Origin of the sequence: Micromonospora citrea (genome assembly GCF_049629545.1) — a bacterium.
Lineage (GTDB): Bacteria > Actinomycetota > Actinomycetes > Mycobacteriales > Micromonosporaceae > Micromonospora > Micromonospora citrea_A.
In genome coordinates this window covers 1-14,522 of record NZ_JBNADX010000021.1, presented here as the reverse complement: position 1 = coordinate 14,522, position 14,522 = coordinate 1, and the positions used below count along the sequence as shown (strand labels likewise).

15 protein-coding genes are annotated in these 14,522 nt (G+C 72.3%); 6 read left to right on the top strand and 9 right to left on the bottom strand.

Annotated elements, in window-relative coordinates; all coding sequences use genetic code 11:
• Positions 1–114: 114 nt before the first annotated feature.
• The 5 genes from ACPFP2_RS21345 to ACPFP2_RS21325 form a co-directional block, all read right to left on the bottom strand.
• Positions 115–930: an aminoglycoside N(3)-acetyltransferase gene (locus ACPFP2_RS21345; RefSeq protein ID WP_424090941.1), complete on the bottom strand. Its 816-nt coding sequence runs from the start codon at positions 928–930 to the stop codon at positions 115–117.
• A complete protein-coding gene (locus ACPFP2_RS21340; RefSeq protein ID WP_424090940.1) occupies positions 918–3,230 on the bottom strand; it encodes an FxsB family cyclophane-forming radical SAM/SPASM peptide maturase in 2,313 nt (770 codons plus the stop codon). The genes ACPFP2_RS21345 and ACPFP2_RS21340 overlap by 13 nt, the downstream gene beginning before the upstream one ends.
• 6 nt (positions 3,231–3,236) lie before the next feature.
• Positions 3,237–3,410: a hypothetical protein gene (locus ACPFP2_RS21335; RefSeq protein ID WP_424090939.1), complete on the bottom strand. Its 174-nt coding sequence runs from the start codon at positions 3,408–3,410 to the stop codon at positions 3,237–3,239.
• Between the two features lie 343 nt (positions 3,411–3,753).
• Positions 3,754–5,283, bottom strand: coding sequence for a bifunctional 3-(3-hydroxy-phenyl)propionate/3-hydroxycinnamic acid hydroxylase (locus tag ACPFP2_RS21330; RefSeq protein WP_424090938.1), 1,530 nt, complete (start codon positions 5,281–5,283; stop codon positions 3,754–3,756).
• A gap of 167 nt (positions 5,284–5,450) precedes the next feature.
• Complete coding sequence (locus ACPFP2_RS21325; protein ID WP_424090937.1) at positions 5,451–6,377, bottom strand: NADP-dependent oxidoreductase; 927 nt, start codon at positions 6,375–6,377, stop codon at positions 5,451–5,453.
• Between the two features lie 24 nt (positions 6,378–6,401).
• On the opposite strand from ACPFP2_RS21325, the gene ACPFP2_RS21320 reads away from it, so the two are divergent.
• On the top strand, positions 6,402–7,457 hold the full coding sequence (locus ACPFP2_RS21320) for a GlxA family transcriptional regulator (protein WP_424090936.1): 1,056 nt from the start codon (positions 6,402–6,404) through the stop codon (positions 7,455–7,457).
• Between the two features lie 51 nt (positions 7,458–7,508).
• Here ACPFP2_RS21320 and ACPFP2_RS21315 read toward each other — a convergent pair whose 3' ends face one another.
• The 3 genes from ACPFP2_RS21315 to ACPFP2_RS21305 all read right to left on the bottom strand — a co-directional run bounded on the left by ACPFP2_RS21315 (position 7,509) and on the right by ACPFP2_RS21305 (position 10,299).
• Positions 7,509–8,225, bottom strand: a complete 717-nt coding sequence (locus ACPFP2_RS21315; protein WP_424090935.1) for a hypothetical protein — start codon at positions 8,223–8,225, stop codon at positions 7,509–7,511.
• Between the two features lie 149 nt (positions 8,226–8,374).
• On the bottom strand, positions 8,375–8,656 hold the full coding sequence (locus tag ACPFP2_RS21310; protein WP_424090934.1) for a hypothetical protein: 282 nt from the start codon (positions 8,654–8,656) through the stop codon (positions 8,375–8,377).
• 338 nt (positions 8,657–8,994) lie between these two features.
• Positions 8,995–10,299 (bottom strand): FAD-binding oxidoreductase, encoded by a 1,305-nt coding sequence (locus tag ACPFP2_RS21305; RefSeq protein WP_424090933.1) that lies wholly within the window; start codon positions 10,297–10,299, stop codon positions 8,995–8,997.
• Positions 10,300–10,528: 229 nt separating this feature from the next.
• Between ACPFP2_RS21305 and ACPFP2_RS21300 the strand changes: the two genes are divergently transcribed.
• The 5 genes from ACPFP2_RS21300 (at position 10,529) to ACPFP2_RS21280 (ending at position 14,159) form a co-directional block, all read left to right on the top strand.
• Entirely contained in the window at positions 10,529–11,425 is an 897-nt protein-coding gene (locus tag ACPFP2_RS21300) for a LysR family transcriptional regulator (RefSeq protein WP_424090932.1), read from the top strand.
• Positions 11,426–11,581: 156 nt separating this feature from the next.
• Entirely contained in the window at positions 11,582–11,989 is a 408-nt protein-coding gene (locus ACPFP2_RS21295) for a YciI family protein (RefSeq protein ID WP_424090931.1), read from the top strand.
• Positions 11,990–11,993: 4 nt separating this feature from the next.
• Positions 11,994–13,139 (top strand): RNA polymerase sigma factor, encoded by a 1,146-nt coding sequence (locus tag ACPFP2_RS21290; protein WP_424090930.1) that lies wholly within the window; start codon positions 11,994–11,996, stop codon positions 13,137–13,139.
• Positions 13,140–13,292: 153 nt separating this feature from the next.
• Complete coding sequence (locus ACPFP2_RS21285; RefSeq protein ID WP_424090929.1) at positions 13,293–13,766, top strand: DUF2716 domain-containing protein; 474 nt, start codon at positions 13,293–13,295, stop codon at positions 13,764–13,766.
• Between the two features lie 24 nt (positions 13,767–13,790).
• Entirely contained in the window at positions 13,791–14,159 is a 369-nt protein-coding gene (locus ACPFP2_RS21280; RefSeq protein ID WP_424090928.1) for a hypothetical protein, read from the top strand.
• A gap of 92 nt (positions 14,160–14,251) precedes the next feature.
• On the opposite strand, the gene ACPFP2_RS21275 is transcribed toward ACPFP2_RS21280, so the two are convergent.
• On the bottom strand, positions 14,252–14,522 hold a 271-nt coding region (locus tag ACPFP2_RS21275), incomplete at its 5' end, for a non-reducing end alpha-L-arabinofuranosidase family hydrolase (protein WP_424090927.1).

Below are 14,522 nucleotides of genomic sequence, written 5' to 3'. Positions count from 1 at the left end.
CCGCGGAAAGAGCGTCCGACCGCCAACCGGTAATGATCACGCGCTGCTCTCCAGTCGACACGATGTGGAGTGTGTCGATCAGAGTAAAGATGTTGCCCGCCGGTGACCAGGCCCTCACCGTACGGTGTGATGGTCCAACCAGGTGACCGCAGTGCGCACCGCCGCGGGTATCGGCAGCAGGCGGGCGACGGCGGCCCCGACCGTGCCGTGGCGGGTGGAGTCCGCCCGGTCGAGTTCCTCGCCGATCGCGGCGAACGGGGCCGCGTCCAGGTGCGGGGCGTGGAAGTCCAGCCGTTCCCGCCGGCCGTCGCGAAGCACGTAGCAGCGGTAGGGACGTTGCGCCGGCGGGCGGCGCAACCGGTACTCGGCCAGGTGCAACGCGGTGCACGCCGGGTAACCGACGCCGAGCAGGAGGGTCCGGGCGCCGACGGCCTCCAGGGCGGCGAGCGGGGACCGGTCACCGAGATGGGAGTCGAGATCGTGCACGCGCATCAGCGCCTCCGCCCGTGGCCCCCACGCGCTGAACGACGTCTGCGGGTGCCGGCTGCGTACCGCCCCGGGCAGCCGGCGTACGTGTTCGGCGAACGCGCCCACCCCGAACGACGGCGTGACGGCCGGATCGAAGCCGGGCATCCGCTCCTCGTAGGCCCGGCGCTCGTCGTCGGTCATCCCGGCGGTCGCGACCCGGTACGCCGCGCTACTGACCGAGTTGTCGGGGGTCTGTGCCGGCACCACGACGGTGCCCGTCGGCCCGACGGCCGCGCGGACCGCTTCGGCCAGGGTGCCCACGCCACCGACGACCGGCCCGACGGCGCGCATCGAGCAGTGCACGAGCACGACCTCACCGGGGTCGAGCCCCAACGAGCGCAGCTGGGCGGTGAGGGTGCCCAGCCGGTGTCCCGACCGGACGGCGGCGGTCACGACGGCCACTGCGCCATCGAGTGGGCGACCAGCCGGAGCAGCCGCGAGCCCGCCGGGGTGAGCGCGTCCGCGCGTTCGAGGGCGCCGATCGCCTCGGCGGTCCAGTCGCGGTACCGCCGGTAGACGGCCTGCGCCCCGTCGATCCGGCGGTCGGCCCGGATCCGCCAGATGTCGGCCACCGCCGCGTGCGCGTAGATGCCGTGCAGGACGGCCTCGGCCGGACGCGGGTCGGGCCGCCAGCCGACCGTGATGCCGGTCGGCCGGGTGCCGTCGACGAGGTCGCAGATGTCGAGCAGGGCGTTCATCTTGCTGTGCTGGAACTCGTGCACGAGCAGCACCGCCAGGGATCCGGCGTCCGTCTCCGTCGCCGCGACACCGCCGAACGCCTGCCGCGCGGTCGACGCCTCGCTCACGCCGTCGCCGCTGCGCCTCAACGGCACCAGGGCCCGCAGGCCGGTACGCAGTTCCTCGGCGTGGCCCGGGACCTCGTCGGTGATGATGCCCCACGCCGCTTCGAAGGTGGCGGCCCAGCGGGCGGCGCCGGCATCGTCGAGCCGCTCACCGGGCGGTAGCCGGTGGCAGTCGCGGTGCGGGTCCCCGTCCTCGAGCAGGACCGTCACGTCGTCCGCGACCAGTGCCCGGGCCGGCTGCCACCGGGGCGAGTCCCCGGCCGCGCCGGTGGCGACCACCACCGTCACGTCCCCGGCGGTCACCCGCAGCGAGCCCGGTCCGACGTGGACCTCCGCCGTGTCGTCGCCGACCTCGGGCAGCAGCACCGTGCCCACGGTCGGCAGGTGCAGGCGGCCGGCCCGCACCGGCACGGCGAGGCGTACCGGCGTGCCGGCGTCGCTCGCGGCGGCGGCGGCGATCGCGCCCAGGTAGTCCGGCCCGTGCCGGGCGCCGGTGCCCGTGCCGGCCAGGCAGTCGACCGCCCACGCGCGCACGTACGGGTGGGCGGCGACGCGGGCGACGGATCCCGGCGCACGCCGGTCGAGTTCGGTCAGCGCCGCCCAGCCGTCCGCTCCGGCCCCGCCGTCGGGCAGGCCGTCGGCCACCCCGCGCAGCAGCGCGCGGACGATGGCGGTCTGCGCCTCGACGAGCCGGCGGATGGCGACCCGGTCGCCGGCCGAGGCGGCGAGACGGTCGATGAGGTCGTCGGGCAGGCCGGCGTCGAGCCGGACCGGCGCGGGCTCCGGCGGGTTGTCGTTCACGTGCACGATCAGCCCTTTCAGGTCGGCGCAGTAGACACTCGGATGGTCGAAGTGCCCGACGCCGTACCGGTGGGCGAAGAGTCCGCCGCCGCACTGGTCGACCACCGGGCAGCGCCGGCACTCACCGCTGAGCCCGGCGCGGCCCGAGCGGCGGCGAGCCAGTCCCGGGCTGGCGGCGACGTCGTCGGCCGGGTGGGAGAAGACGGTCATGCCGGTGGCCGGCGCGCCGTCGTACGCGGTCTTGAGCGAGTCCGCCTGCTCCCACTCGCCGTCGGTCTCGACCACGGCCAGGTCGACCGGGTCGAGACCGAGCCACTCCGTGCCGCTGGGTCCGCCCCCGGCGGTGGACAGGAGCGAGTCGAAGAGGCGGACCGGCACCGGGCGCCCGTCGGCGCGCCAGCGGTCGTAGACGGCGCGGAGCCAGCCGCCGTACGCGGTGCCGCCTGTCTCCGGCCGCCACGGTGGGGCGTCCCAGGTGGCATGGGGGAGCAGGAAGTCGATCCGGGGCGGTTCCTGGGCGAGCAGCGACTCGTACACCCCGACCGGATCGTTGCGGACGTCCACCGTGCACAGCAGGCCGGACCAGAGCCGCCGGTAGGCCGGCCGGCGGAGCAGGGCGAGAGCCCGCAGCACCTGCTCGTGACTGCTGGCCCCGTTCCGGAACCGCCGATGCAGGTCGTTGGCGTCGCGACCGCCGTCCAGCGAGACGCCGACCGCGACGTCGTATTCGGCGAGCAGGTCGCAGAACCGTTCGGAGAGCAGCACCCCGTTGGTCTGCATGCCGATCCGGAGCCGGGTGACCGGGTCGATGACGCGCCGGAGGTCGGCGAGGGTACGGCGCATCCGCTCGGGTCCCAGCAGCAACGGTTCTCCGCCGTGCAGGATGACCGAGACGCTCGCGAGGTGGTGCGTGGTGGCGTGCTCGGCGATCCGGCCGGCCGCGGCCCGGAGCACCTCGGGCGTCATCCGTGCCGGGCGGCGACGCCAGCTCTGATCGGCGTGTTCGTAGACGTAGCAGTGGTCGCACGCCAGATCGCACCTGGAATGGACCTTGAGGACGAATTCGGTCAGCGCCGCGCGGGCCGGCCCGGGGAACATCGCGGGTCAGATGAACGAGGAGAACTTGGCCGCGGGGATCCTGGTCTGATCGAGGTGAGCCGCCATCACCCGGCGCACGATCGGGGAGACGTCCGCGGCGGAGAGCCGGTCCAGCGGCTCCGCGCGAACCCTGTCCAGCGACACCGGGGGCTCGTCCTGGCGCACGGGTGCGGTTGTCATGAGTCTTCCTTAGGTATTCGTGTGCGCGCCGGGCGAACACATGAAGCGACGGCCTACCGTAGTGCGTCTGCAGGTTGATCACCATCAACCCACCGGTGTGACACGGTGCTCATAAGACTGAATGCGTGAGGGGCGTCGGCTGTACCTCGTATGAGCGGCCAAGGGTTCAATGTTATGCCCCTTATCTGGCATCCAGCATGATTCAGAAGTCCATACTTTTGCAGAAATCGTCCACATGGTGGCAACATTTACACCTCTGGTGCGGTGCGCCCTATCCCGCCCGCGCCTCGACGGGTGGCTGCCATCGGTCCGCTGCCACGCCGACGGCAGCAGCGTGTTCGAGCTACTGGTCGCCGCCAACCGGGTGGACGGCACCGATCGCCTGGGCGGAGAGCCGGCGGCCGGCACGGAGTACGGCGCCGTCGGGGCGCACGACGGCTACGCGCGCGGCGCCTGCCCGCAACCATCGGTGCAGTTCACCGCCGGGGTGGGCGACGACGACGACTGCGCCGCGCCGTTCGATGTCGGCGCGTTGTGCGGCGGACGGCTCGACGGACGTGACGATCGCGAACCGGCCGGCGGCCACGTCGTCGAAACGGCGGTCGCCGGCGAGGATCGCGTTCGGGCACAGCCCGCCGGCGAGGCCGTGGCGCAGCCGTGGCCGCACCACGAGCTCGCAGCGGCGCAGCGGGGGTGTCCGGCTGTCCGTGGCCAGATCCGTGAGGCCCGGCACGAGGTGCAGCCGCGGCGCCACGGCGCGGCGGATGACGTTGCCCAGCTCGCCGCCGGCCGTCATGGCCGTACCGATGAGCTTCGCCAGCTTGATCATTGTGCGGGCGTGCTGCTTGCGTTCGATCTCGTAGGTGTCCAGCGCGGTCCGGGCCAGCGTCCCGCCGAGCACGCCGGCGAGCTTCCAGGCCAGGTTCATCGCGTCGCGCAGCCCGGCACACATGCCCTGACCGATGAAGGGTGGGGTGAGGTGGGCGGCGTCGCCGAGCAGGAACACCCGACGGTCGCGCCACCGGTCCGCGACCTGCGCGCGGAAGGTGTACTCGGCGATGCGGACGATCTCCAGCTCGGCGACGGGGATGTCCCCGGTCCACCGCGAGATCAGCGGATGCAACCGGGCCGTGTCGCGGAAGTCGTCGGCGCTCTCGCCGGGCGCCAGTCGGAACTCCCAGCGGTAGCGGGTCCTGCCGACTCGCATGTAGGTGCCGGCGCGGGCCGGGTCGGAGAGCTGGTGCACGCCCTCCCACTGGTCGAGGTCGGCCTCGGTGGCCACGTCGATGACGAGCCAGCGTTGCGTGAAGCCCAGGTCGTGCATGGTGGCGCCGATCGAGGCCCTGGTGAGGCTGTTGGCGCCGTCGCACCCCAGGACGTACGCCGCCCGGACGGACTCGTGCTCGCCGGTGACGGTGTCGGTGACGTCGACCCGCACCCCGCCGGCGTCCTGGGTCAGCGCGGTGACCTCGACGTTGCCGCGGAGGGTGACGCTGCCGAACCGCCGAAGATTCTGGCGCAGGATCGCCTCCAACTCCGGTTGGTCGAACATGCTCCCTTGGGGATAGCCGTGCCGGCCCGGCCCCGTGTCGCGTCGGAACTCGGCCAGCACCCGCATGCTCCGGTCGAGGAGGCGCAGACCCCGGTGCGGGCGGGAGATCGCGGCGAAGGCGTCGCGCAGCCCGAGGCGGGCCAGGATGCGGTGGACCTCGTCGTCGAGGGCGACGGCGCGGGGCTGCGGGTAGACCGACTCCCAGCGCTCGAGGACCAGGCACTCGACGCCGTACTGGGCGAGCAGTGTCGCGGCGGTGAGCCCGGTGGGGCCCGCGCCGACGATCACCACGGGCTGCTGATGTCGGCGTCGACCGGGCACCACGCCAGTGTGGCGTACGCAAACTCGTCCTGGTCGGGCCGGCGCCCCGACCGTGCCTTCTCGCCTCCTGCCCCGCGGTCGCCGCCGGCGTGCCGGCAGGGTGGGTGACCCTGCCGGCACAGCCCCGAGCGAGGGGAGCCGGGCTGCCGCCGGATCGACGCAGCAGGTCAGAGCGTCAGGATGATCTTCCCCTTGGTACGGCCGGTCTGGCCGATCTCGTGGGCCTTGGCGACCTGTTCGAGGGGCAGCACCGTGTCCACCTCGACGCGGAGTTGCCCCGCGCTGACCAGGTCGGCGAGGGACGTGAGCCCGGCAGAGTCCGGCTCCACGATCATGAATCGGGCGCGCTTGCCCTGCCGGGCTGCCTCCTGCTCCAGGTACGCCTCAGCGGGCGAGGCGAGGGCGACCAGGATGCCGCCCGGGCGCAAGGTCCGCAGCGAGCGCGGCCCGTACCCACCGCCGATCGAGTCCACGACGACGTCGAGGTCGTGGAGACTCTCGGCGAAGTCCGCCGTGGTGTAGTCGATGACCTCGTCGGCGCCCAACCCACGGACGAACGCGTGCTTCACGGCGCTCGCGGTGCCGATCACCTGCGCGCCGCGCGCCTTGGCGATCTGCACGGCGAGGTGACCGACGCCGCCCGCGGCCGCGTGAATCAGTACGCGTTGGCCCGGCCGGACATCGGCGACATCGACGAGGGCCTGCCACGCGGTCAGCCCGGCGAGCCCCAGGCCGGCCGCCTCGACGTGGGGCAGCCCGGTGGGCTTGCGGGCGAGGTGGCGCGACGGCGCCGTGACGTACTCCGCGTACGTGCCGGCCGCCCGCGGAAGCCGCGGCATTCCGAAGACCTCGTCACCGGGCGAGAACAGCGCGGCGCCGACACCGACGGCCTCGACCACGCCGGACACGTCCCAGCCCAGCCGCACCGGCCGGCCGAGTAGGCCGCCGGTCGCGCGATGCCAGAAGTCGGTCGGGTTGACCCCGACCGCGTGGACCCGGACGAGCACCTCCGCCGGCCCCGGCTCGGGGCGGTCGACCTCCACCAGCTTGAGTACCTCGGGCCCGCCGAACCGGTCCTGTTCGATCGCACGCATCGCATGCCTTCCTGTTCATCCTCGGTGTGCGCGATCCACCTTGCCGGAGCGGCGTTCGTCGGTTCGAGCGGCCAGATTGCCAATACGTGCAAGGATCTGGCCATGCATCGCGTGGTCGTCCTGGCGCTCGACGGCGTGTACCCGTTCGAGCTGAGCATTCCGGTCCGCATCTTCGGTACGGCTGTCGGCCCCGACAGCGAGCCGCTGTACGAGGTCATCACCTGCAGCGCCGACGGCGCGCCCGTCGCCACCAGCGCGGATTTCACCGTGGCCGTCCAGCACGGCCCTGAGGTGATCGACACAGCCGACACACTGGTGCTGCCGCCCTTCGTGTGCGATCCGGTCGGCGACCGGGACTGGCTGCCCGAACCGGTAGCGGCGGCGCTGCGCAGGCTGCGGCCGGAGGCGAGGATCGTGTCCATCTGCACCGCCTCGTACGTGCTGGCCGCCGCCGGGCTGCTCGATGGCCGCCCTGCCACCACGCACTGGAACAATGCGGAGCACTTCCAGCACACGTATCCGAATGTCAAGGTCGATGCCGACGTGCTCTTCATCGACGACGGACAGGTGCTCACCGCAGCCGGGGTGGCCTCCGGCGTGGACCTGTGTCTGCACCTCGTGCGCCGGGACCACGGCAGCGCCGTCGCCAACCGGGTGGCCCGCCTGTGCGTCGTGCCCCCGTGGCGCGAGGGCGGCCAGGCGCAGTTCATCGACCGCCCGATGCCCGAGCCGGCGACCGCGACCACGTCCGGGGCCCGGCAGTGGGCACTCGGACAGCTGCACCGGCCGATCACCCTCGCCGAGCTGGCCCGGCAGGGGCACATGAGCGTACGGACGTTCTCGCGCCGCTTCCGAGCCGAGGTCGGCATGACACCGGTGCAGTGGCTCGCGCGGCAGCGGGTCGAGCACGCCCGACGTCTGCTGGAGACCACCGACCTGCCGGTCGACCGGGTCGCCGCCGAGGCCGGCTTCGGCACCGCCGCGTCGATGCGTCAGCACCTGACGGGCGCGATCGGGGTCTCGCCGACGGTGTACCGGCAGACGTTCCGCACCATGGTGTCGACGGCCGGTACGTCGTGACAACCGCCGCTGTCGGCCTTCCCGATCTACCCGTCGTCGGACGGCGACTGGCTAACCATCGGTGCCGCAGTCGGTGACGGGCTGCGTGGACTGGGTGGTGGCGATGATGGTGAGGTCCTCTTCGGCGAGCGAGCCGTGCAGCTGCCGCAGATCGGATCGTTCCCTCTCCCACAGCGCGTTGCCGTCGTGGAAGCGCACCGCGTAGGTCAGCACCGCCCCGTCCTCGGGCAGGCGGCCTCCATCGGTGTGGGGGCGGGGAATCACGTCGGCGTCGCGCAGCGCCCGGTCGACCCTGTCGGACATGACCGGCTCGCTCGGGTCCACCACCGTCATCGTGCACGGCGGCAGGTCCGAGATCTGTACGCCGATCCGGCGCTGGTGTGATCCGCTGAACTTCCGTTCGTCGACGTGGGTGACCTCGACCATCATGAGGGTCACGTCCAGGACGGGAACGGGAGAGCGGTTCTGGATGGTGACAGTGCCCCGGTCGCGTCGAGTGGCCCACCACGACACCCGTTCGGCGTAGCGCCGGTCGAAGCGATCCATGGCCCGGCTGTTGACCTGCTGCTGGTCGCGGAGCGCGCTGACGGCGATGACCAGTGCCATCGAGGAGACGACAGTGGCCGCGAGCGCCGCGACCGCCTGGATCCAACTGGCGGCCGTGGTGGAGCGTGCCGCCTCGTTCTTCTCGCCGGCGACGGGTGGGGCGGAGTCGGTCGGATGCGCCGGGACGTACAGGCCGTTGCCGGCGCGGATCCACCCTGACATCCGCCACCTCGCCCTCGGTCTTCTCGGCTCCGACCGCCGCGCCCATCATGTCCCCGGGAGGCAACCTACCGTCGCGGGCTCACGCCGATCGGGTGACGGGCCGAGGCGCGCGGCCGCGGCAGGCGGCGCCGCGCCTCGGTCGCGACTGCTCAGTCCCCGCCACCGCCCCCACCGCCGCCGGCCGCATCACCCAGGATGCTGTTCTCGGCGATGGCGGCGGAGTGCCGGTCCGGCACCCCGTGGCCCTTCTCGAAGATGTCCCGGTTCGGCCGCGGCGAGCTACTGCGTATCGACCGTGCCGCCCGCATCGCCTCCCGGCGAAGCTCTTCCTTCGTGCGCGGCCTGCGTCGCCGGGCGCGCCGCAGCCACACCATTACAGCCGACGCGGCAACGGCGGCGGTGGTGACGAGGAACCATCCGTACGCAGGCATGACTCGACGGTAGGTCCTGCTCGCCACCCCTGGACCGCGGTGGTCCCGCCCCGACGCCGGACCGGGCTCATCGTCCGCCCAGACGTGCACGCCCTCATCGTCGCCCCACAGCGTCGGGGGAGCCCCACCCGCAGGAGCGGGGTACCGCCGGCCGCCCGTCACGCCGGTCCTGGCCGACGAACTGCCGCGGCTCGACATCGCACTCGGCGAACACGGGACGCACGGGGGCCGACCAGAACCGGGGCGGGGTCGGCCGCTGTGTGAGGTCGCCGGTGCACGTGGCGCGCAGCACAAGGCACCCGAGGCCGGGCCGTGCTGTCGTGAGGGGAGTATCCGCGTCAGCCTTCCACCGCGAAGTTGGCGCGGAAGACGTGGTGTGGGTCGTGGCGGCGCTTGATGTCGCGCAGGCGCTGCACCACCTCGGGGGTGAACGCGTCGGTGACCGTCTCGCTCGGGTTGAGGAACGTGAAGGGTTTGCGGCCGCTGGTGGGCAGCGCGTCGGCAAGGCCACGTTGTCTCGCGGTGACGGCTTCGGCTCGGGCCGGGTCGGTGGGAATCCCGAACATGTACAGGGCGAAGGGCTCGGTCAGCGGACCGTGCGGAGTGTCCGACGGGCGAGCCAGCGCACCCCCGAGGTGTCGCAGCTGCACGCTGAGCAGCGGTTCGATGGGCTCGCTCAGTAGCGTCTCCGCCGTGAGATCGTCCAGCGTGGTCACCAGCTCGGCGCGGGACAGGCCGGCGCTCGGGTCGGTGGGCTCGGCGGTGATGGACCCGAGGTCGGCCACCGACATGGGTCGCCGGCTGTCGGACAGCGGCGATGCCAGGCGATCCAGCGGGCTGAGCAGGTCGCGTGCTTCCGTGGGGTCTCCGAGATGGGTGACGTCGATGGCGACCATCGGTGCGGCACCCGGGAAGTGCAACAGGTCCAGCCAGACGGTCAGCGTGTCCGGCGCGGCAGCGACGATGCCGCGGTAGGCGTCGAGGACGGCCGGGGCCTGGTCGGCCGGCCACAGCACCCGGCCGCCGTACAGGTCGGACACGGGGTGCAGTGCGAGTTCCAGGGCGGTGACGATGGCGAAGCTGCCGCCGCCACCGCACAGCGCCCAGAACAGGTCGGGCGCGGTGGCGGCGGTGATGCGGCGCTCGTGGCCGTCGGCGTCGACGATGTCGAACGCCGTGACGTTGTCGGCGACCCAGCCGTGCGTACGGCTGAACCAGCTGAGTCCGCCGCCGAGCGCGACGCCGGCGACGCTGACCACCGGCGAGCTTCCGGGCATCCCGGTCAGGCCATGCGGTGCGACGGCGACCTGGACCCGGCCGGACGACACGCCGGCGCCGACGCGGGCAAGGCGGGTCGCCGGGTCCACCTGGAGGGTGTCGAGGCGCCGGGTGCGCAGCAGGATCGTGCCGCTGGTACGGCCCGTGGCGCCGTGCCCGTTGGGCTGGGTGGCGATGCTCAGCCCGGCGGCGCGGGCGTGACGGACGAGCGCGGCGACGTCGGCCGCGTCGGCGGCCTCGACCACAGCGTCCACCGGCTGCTCGACGGCGAGGTTCCAGGGGCGGCGGGCGACGTCGAAGCCAGGCTCGTCAGGCAGCCAGACCTGGCCGCGGACGGCGGAACGCAGGTGGTGCAAGGTGTTCATGGTTGTCCTTGTCTCGTGGGCTCAGGTCGCGACGTGCGCCGTGGTGGGTGGGCGTGGAGGCGAGCGCGGTGACGCCGATGCCCGCCTCGACGACGACGGCGGACATCCGTTGCTCCTGTCCGGCATGGGTCATGGTCGGTGCCTCAACCCTGCGGCGAACCCGAACGGTGAACAACGCCGAGGTGTGTCAAGATCGTGAAGCCACAGTTAACGATGCAGGGAGACGGTCATGCTGGAGCGGCACGAACTGGAGGCGTTCCTCGCCGTCGCCGAGGAACTGCACTTCGGTCACGCCGCCGAGCGACTGCGGGTCTCGACCGCGCGGGTCAGCCAGACGATCCGCAAACTGGAACGGCGCGTCGGCGTCGCCCTGTTCAACCGGACCAGTCGCCGGGTCGAGCTGTCTCCGGCCGGGCGTGCGCTCTACGGAGACCTCCGGCCGGCCTGGGACCAGATCGTCGCCGCGGTCAACCGCGCGATCGACGCCGGCCGCGGATTCGCCGGAACCCTGCGGGTCTGCTTCACCGGCGCGGCCGGCGGCCAGTTGCTGCTCCAGGCCACCGAGGTGTTCCGCCGGCGTCATCCCGACTGCGAGGTACACATCCGCGAAGCGCAGCTGGGCGAGCTGATGCCCTGGCTGCGCGGCGGCGACGTCGACCTCGCCCTGGCCACCTTCCCCGTGGACGAGCCCGGCATCGTGACCGGCCCGGTGCTGGTGTCCGAGGCCCGGTTCCTGGCCGTGCCGGTCGGGCACCCCTTCGCCCGCCGCCACGCGGTCTCGGTCGAAGACCTCGCCAGGGTCACCGTGCTGCAACTGCCCGACACGCTGCCGCAGTCCCTGCGCGCCGACCGGACCCCGGACACCACCCCGGCCGGGCTGCCCATCCCCACCGGCCGTTCCGCCGCCACGTTCCACGAGATCCTGACACTCATCGGCGCCGGACTCGGCGTCTTCCCCGTCGGCGCCAACGCCCGGCGTTACTACGCCCGCCCCGATGTCGCGTACGTGCGTCTTCACGACGCGCCACCCCTGCACTGGGGCCTGCTCTGGCGCGCTGACGGGGCCACCGCCCGCGTCCGCGCCTTCGCCGAGGCCACCCACGCCCTCGCGTCCGGAGATCGATGAGGCCACTGCGAGGTGGCCGGCACGCGCGACGACCACGGCGCGGGCGAGACGTCGTGGTCGAAAAAGTTGCCCCGTGATGTCGAGAACCGGCGACCGGCTCCGTCCCCGGGGTGAACGTGACCAGAATGGGTCGCACCCGCAACGAGGAGAATCACGGTGGCCAAGTATCTGCTGCTCAAGCACTACCGAGGCGGTCCGAGCCCGGTCAACGACGTGCCGATGGACCAGTGGACGCCGGACGAGATCTCGGCGCACATGCAGTACATGCAGGACTTCGCGACCCGGCTCGAGAAGACCGGTGAGTTCGTCGACGGTCAGGCGCTCGCCCCCGAGGGGACGTTCGTCCGGTACGACGGCGAGGGGCGCCCGCCGGTCACCGACGGGCCGTTCGCCGAGACCAAGGACCTCATCGCCGGCTGGATGGTGATCGACGTCGACAGCTACGAGCGCGCACTCGAGCTGGCCGGGGAGCTGTCGGCCGCACCGGGTGCGGGCGGGAAGCCGCTGCACGAGTGGCTCGAGGTGCGGCCCTTCCTGACCGCACCGCCGACCATCACGGAGTGACCTGATGGACGAGGCCCTGCTCCGGAGCCTCACGCCGACCGTGCTCGGCGTCCTCGTCCGCCGCGGAGCCGACTTCGCGGCGGCCGAGGACGCCGTACAGGACGCGCTGGTCGAGGCGCTGCGCGTCTGGCCCGCCGATCCGCCGCGAGACGCGAAGGGCTGGCTGGTCACCGTGGCCTGGCGCAAATTCCTCGACACGACCCGGTCCGACGCCGCCCGCCGCCGCCGTGAAGAGCTCGTCGACGAGGAGCCGGAGCCCGGGCCCACGCCCACGGTCGACGACACGCTCCAGCTCTACTTCCTGTGCGCCCACCCGGCGCTGACGCCGTCGTCCGCGGTCGCTCTCACGCTGCGCGCCGTCGGCGGGCTGACCACCCGCCAGATCGCCCACGCCTACCTGGTGCCCGAGGCGACCATGGCACAGCGCATCAGCCGAGCCAAGCGGACCGTCTCCGGCGTGCGCCTCGACCAGCCCGGCGACGTCGCCACCGTGCTGCGCGTGCTCTACCTGGTCTTCAACGAGGGCTACTCCGGCGACGTCGACCTGGCCGCCGAGGCCATCCGGCTCACCCGACAGCTCGCGGCCGCCATCGACCACCCCGAGGTGGCGGGGCTGCTCGCCCTCATGCTGCTGCACCATGCCCGGCGTGCCAGCCGGACCGCGACCGACGGCAGCCTGGTGCCGCTGGCCGAGCAGGACCGCAGCCGATGGGACACCACGTCGATCGCCGAGGGCATCCGGATCCTGCAGGCCGCCCTCGCCCGCGACCGGCTGGGCGAGTTCCAGGCCCAGGCCGCGATCGCGGCACTGCACGCCGACGCGCCCGCCGCCGAGGAGACGGACTGGGTGCAGATCGTCGAGTGGTACGACGAACTCGTGCGCCTGACCGACAGCCCGGTCGTCCGACTCAACCGTGCGGTGGCTGTCGGCGAGGCCGACGGGCCACGCGCCGGGCTGGCGGCGCTCGCGGCGCTCGACGACTCGCTGCCGCGCCACGCGGCGGTGGCGGCGTACCTGCACGAACGCGACGGCGACCTGGCCACGGCGGCCCGGCTGTACGCCGAGGCGGCCCGGAAGGCACCCAACCTCGCCGAGCGTGACCATCTGACGCGCCAGGCCGCGCGGCTCAACACCCGCCGGTGTCGCTGACCGGGTCGTGCGCGGACCTGGCGTGGTCCGCGATGCGTACAGTGGCGCAGGGCTCGCGACGGCGGATGGTGCGGGAGCGGGCGGAGCAGCTTCACGTAGGGTGCGGCGGTGACGACGAGGGCGTACCAGGAACTCCGTGGTGAGGCGACTCGCGTGTGGGACGCCTTCTACGCGATGTTCGACTTCCGGCCGAGCATGCATCGCTTCCCCGCCATCGTCGAGCCGACGCCGTCGGTCACCTGGAGCCTCACCCACCTCGACGACGATCCCACCGAGGCGGGGTTGGACCGTCTGACCGAGGTCGTGCAGGGCGGCTTCGCGTCGTTGGTGGGGGAGGGGTCGCTGCTGTGCCTGGACTGGCAGCATCTGTGCTACCGAGTGTGGCCGAGTCTCATCGGGCCGGAGAACCTCGATCCACCGGGGCGGCCGGGGTGGCCGTTGTCGCCGTATCCCGACGGGGACTATCACATCTACCTGGCCGAGGATCTCCGCTTCGGCTGCTTCGGGCATCCGTGGGAGTCCTCCCTGTGCGTTTTCGGCTCCGAGCTGCTCGACACGGTCGCGGCGGACGTGCACTCGGTGCTTCGACACGTCATCCGTCGGGACGGCCGACCCGTCACAGCATGATCGACGCGTACCCGTCAGGTGTGGGTGGAGTTGCCCGCGGTTGAGGTGCCGGGCACCACCACCGTTGAGTGGCTCGGGGAGTCGCTACTGGTCGCGCAGTCGGAGTTCGGCGACGGCCGGCACGCGCATTCCGAGATGAGCTTCGTCCTCGGGCGCAGCGACGCGAACGATCGGTTCGTCGCGCTCTACCAGGACGACCGCGGCGTGTGCCGCGAGTTCGCGATGACCTTCGACGGCGAGCACTGGACGATGATCCGTGAGGACCCGGACTTCCACCAGCGCTTCATCGCCGACGTCGAGAAGGACCGGATCCCGTTGGGAAATGTCCGAGGACGGGGGCAAGGCAGCAGGATGGTCCAGGTTCTCCGCGTGAGCCCGGCGGACTCGGCGTAGGCCGAGTCCGCCGGGCTCAGTTCGGCGGATCCTGATCGTGCGGGGCGACCCTGTTCAGCCTGCTCGGGGCTGTGTGGGTCAGGATCCGGGTCTCAGCGTTGCAGGGTGAGCAGTCCCGGTCGGTAGGGCAGGAGGCCGTAGTCGCCGCCGGAGTTGGGGGAGCGTCCCTGGTAGAGCAGTTGCAGGTTGCAGGTGTTGACGGTCATGGTCTGGTCGGGGTTGGTGCGGATGAGTTTGCCGTGGCTGATGTCGTTGGTCCAGGTGGCGCTGCTGTTGGTCTTGCCGGCGAAGGGGTTGTTCTCGGTGGCGGCCTGCGGGGTCCACGTACCGCCCAGGTTGGTGGCGGTGAAGGAGCGGAAGTAG

What these genes read in the sequence shown, in the direction of transcription:
- ACPFP2_RS21290 (WP_424090930.1), top strand. Translation starts at nt 11,994, where the DNA reads ATGGACGAGGCCCTGCTCCGGAGCCTCACGCCGACCGTGCTCGGCGTC.
- ACPFP2_RS21335 (WP_424090939.1), bottom strand. Translation starts at nt 3,410, where the DNA reads ATGACAACCGCACCCGTGCGCCAGGACGAGCCCCCGGTGTCGCTGGAC.
- ACPFP2_RS21300 (WP_424090932.1), top strand. Translation starts at nt 10,529, where the DNA reads ATGCTGGAGCGGCACGAACTGGAGGCGTTCCTCGCCGTCGCCGAGGAA.
- ACPFP2_RS21340 (WP_424090940.1), bottom strand. Translation starts at nt 3,230, where the DNA reads ATGTTCCCCGGGCCGGCCCGCGCGGCGCTGACCGAATTCGTCCTCAAG.
- ACPFP2_RS21305 (WP_424090933.1), bottom strand. Translation starts at nt 10,299, where the DNA reads ATGAACACCTTGCACCACCTGCGTTCCGCCGTCCGCGGCCAGGTCTGG.
- ACPFP2_RS21325 (WP_424090937.1), bottom strand. Translation starts at nt 6,377, where the DNA reads ATGCGTGCGATCGAACAGGACCGGTTCGGCGGGCCCGAGGTACTCAAG.
- ACPFP2_RS21315 (WP_424090935.1), bottom strand. Translation starts at nt 8,225, where the DNA reads ATGTCAGGGTGGATCCGCGCCGGCAACGGCCTGTACGTCCCGGCGCAT.
- ACPFP2_RS21310 (WP_424090934.1), bottom strand. Translation starts at nt 8,656, where the DNA reads ATGCCTGCGTACGGATGGTTCCTCGTCACCACCGCCGCCGTTGCCGCG.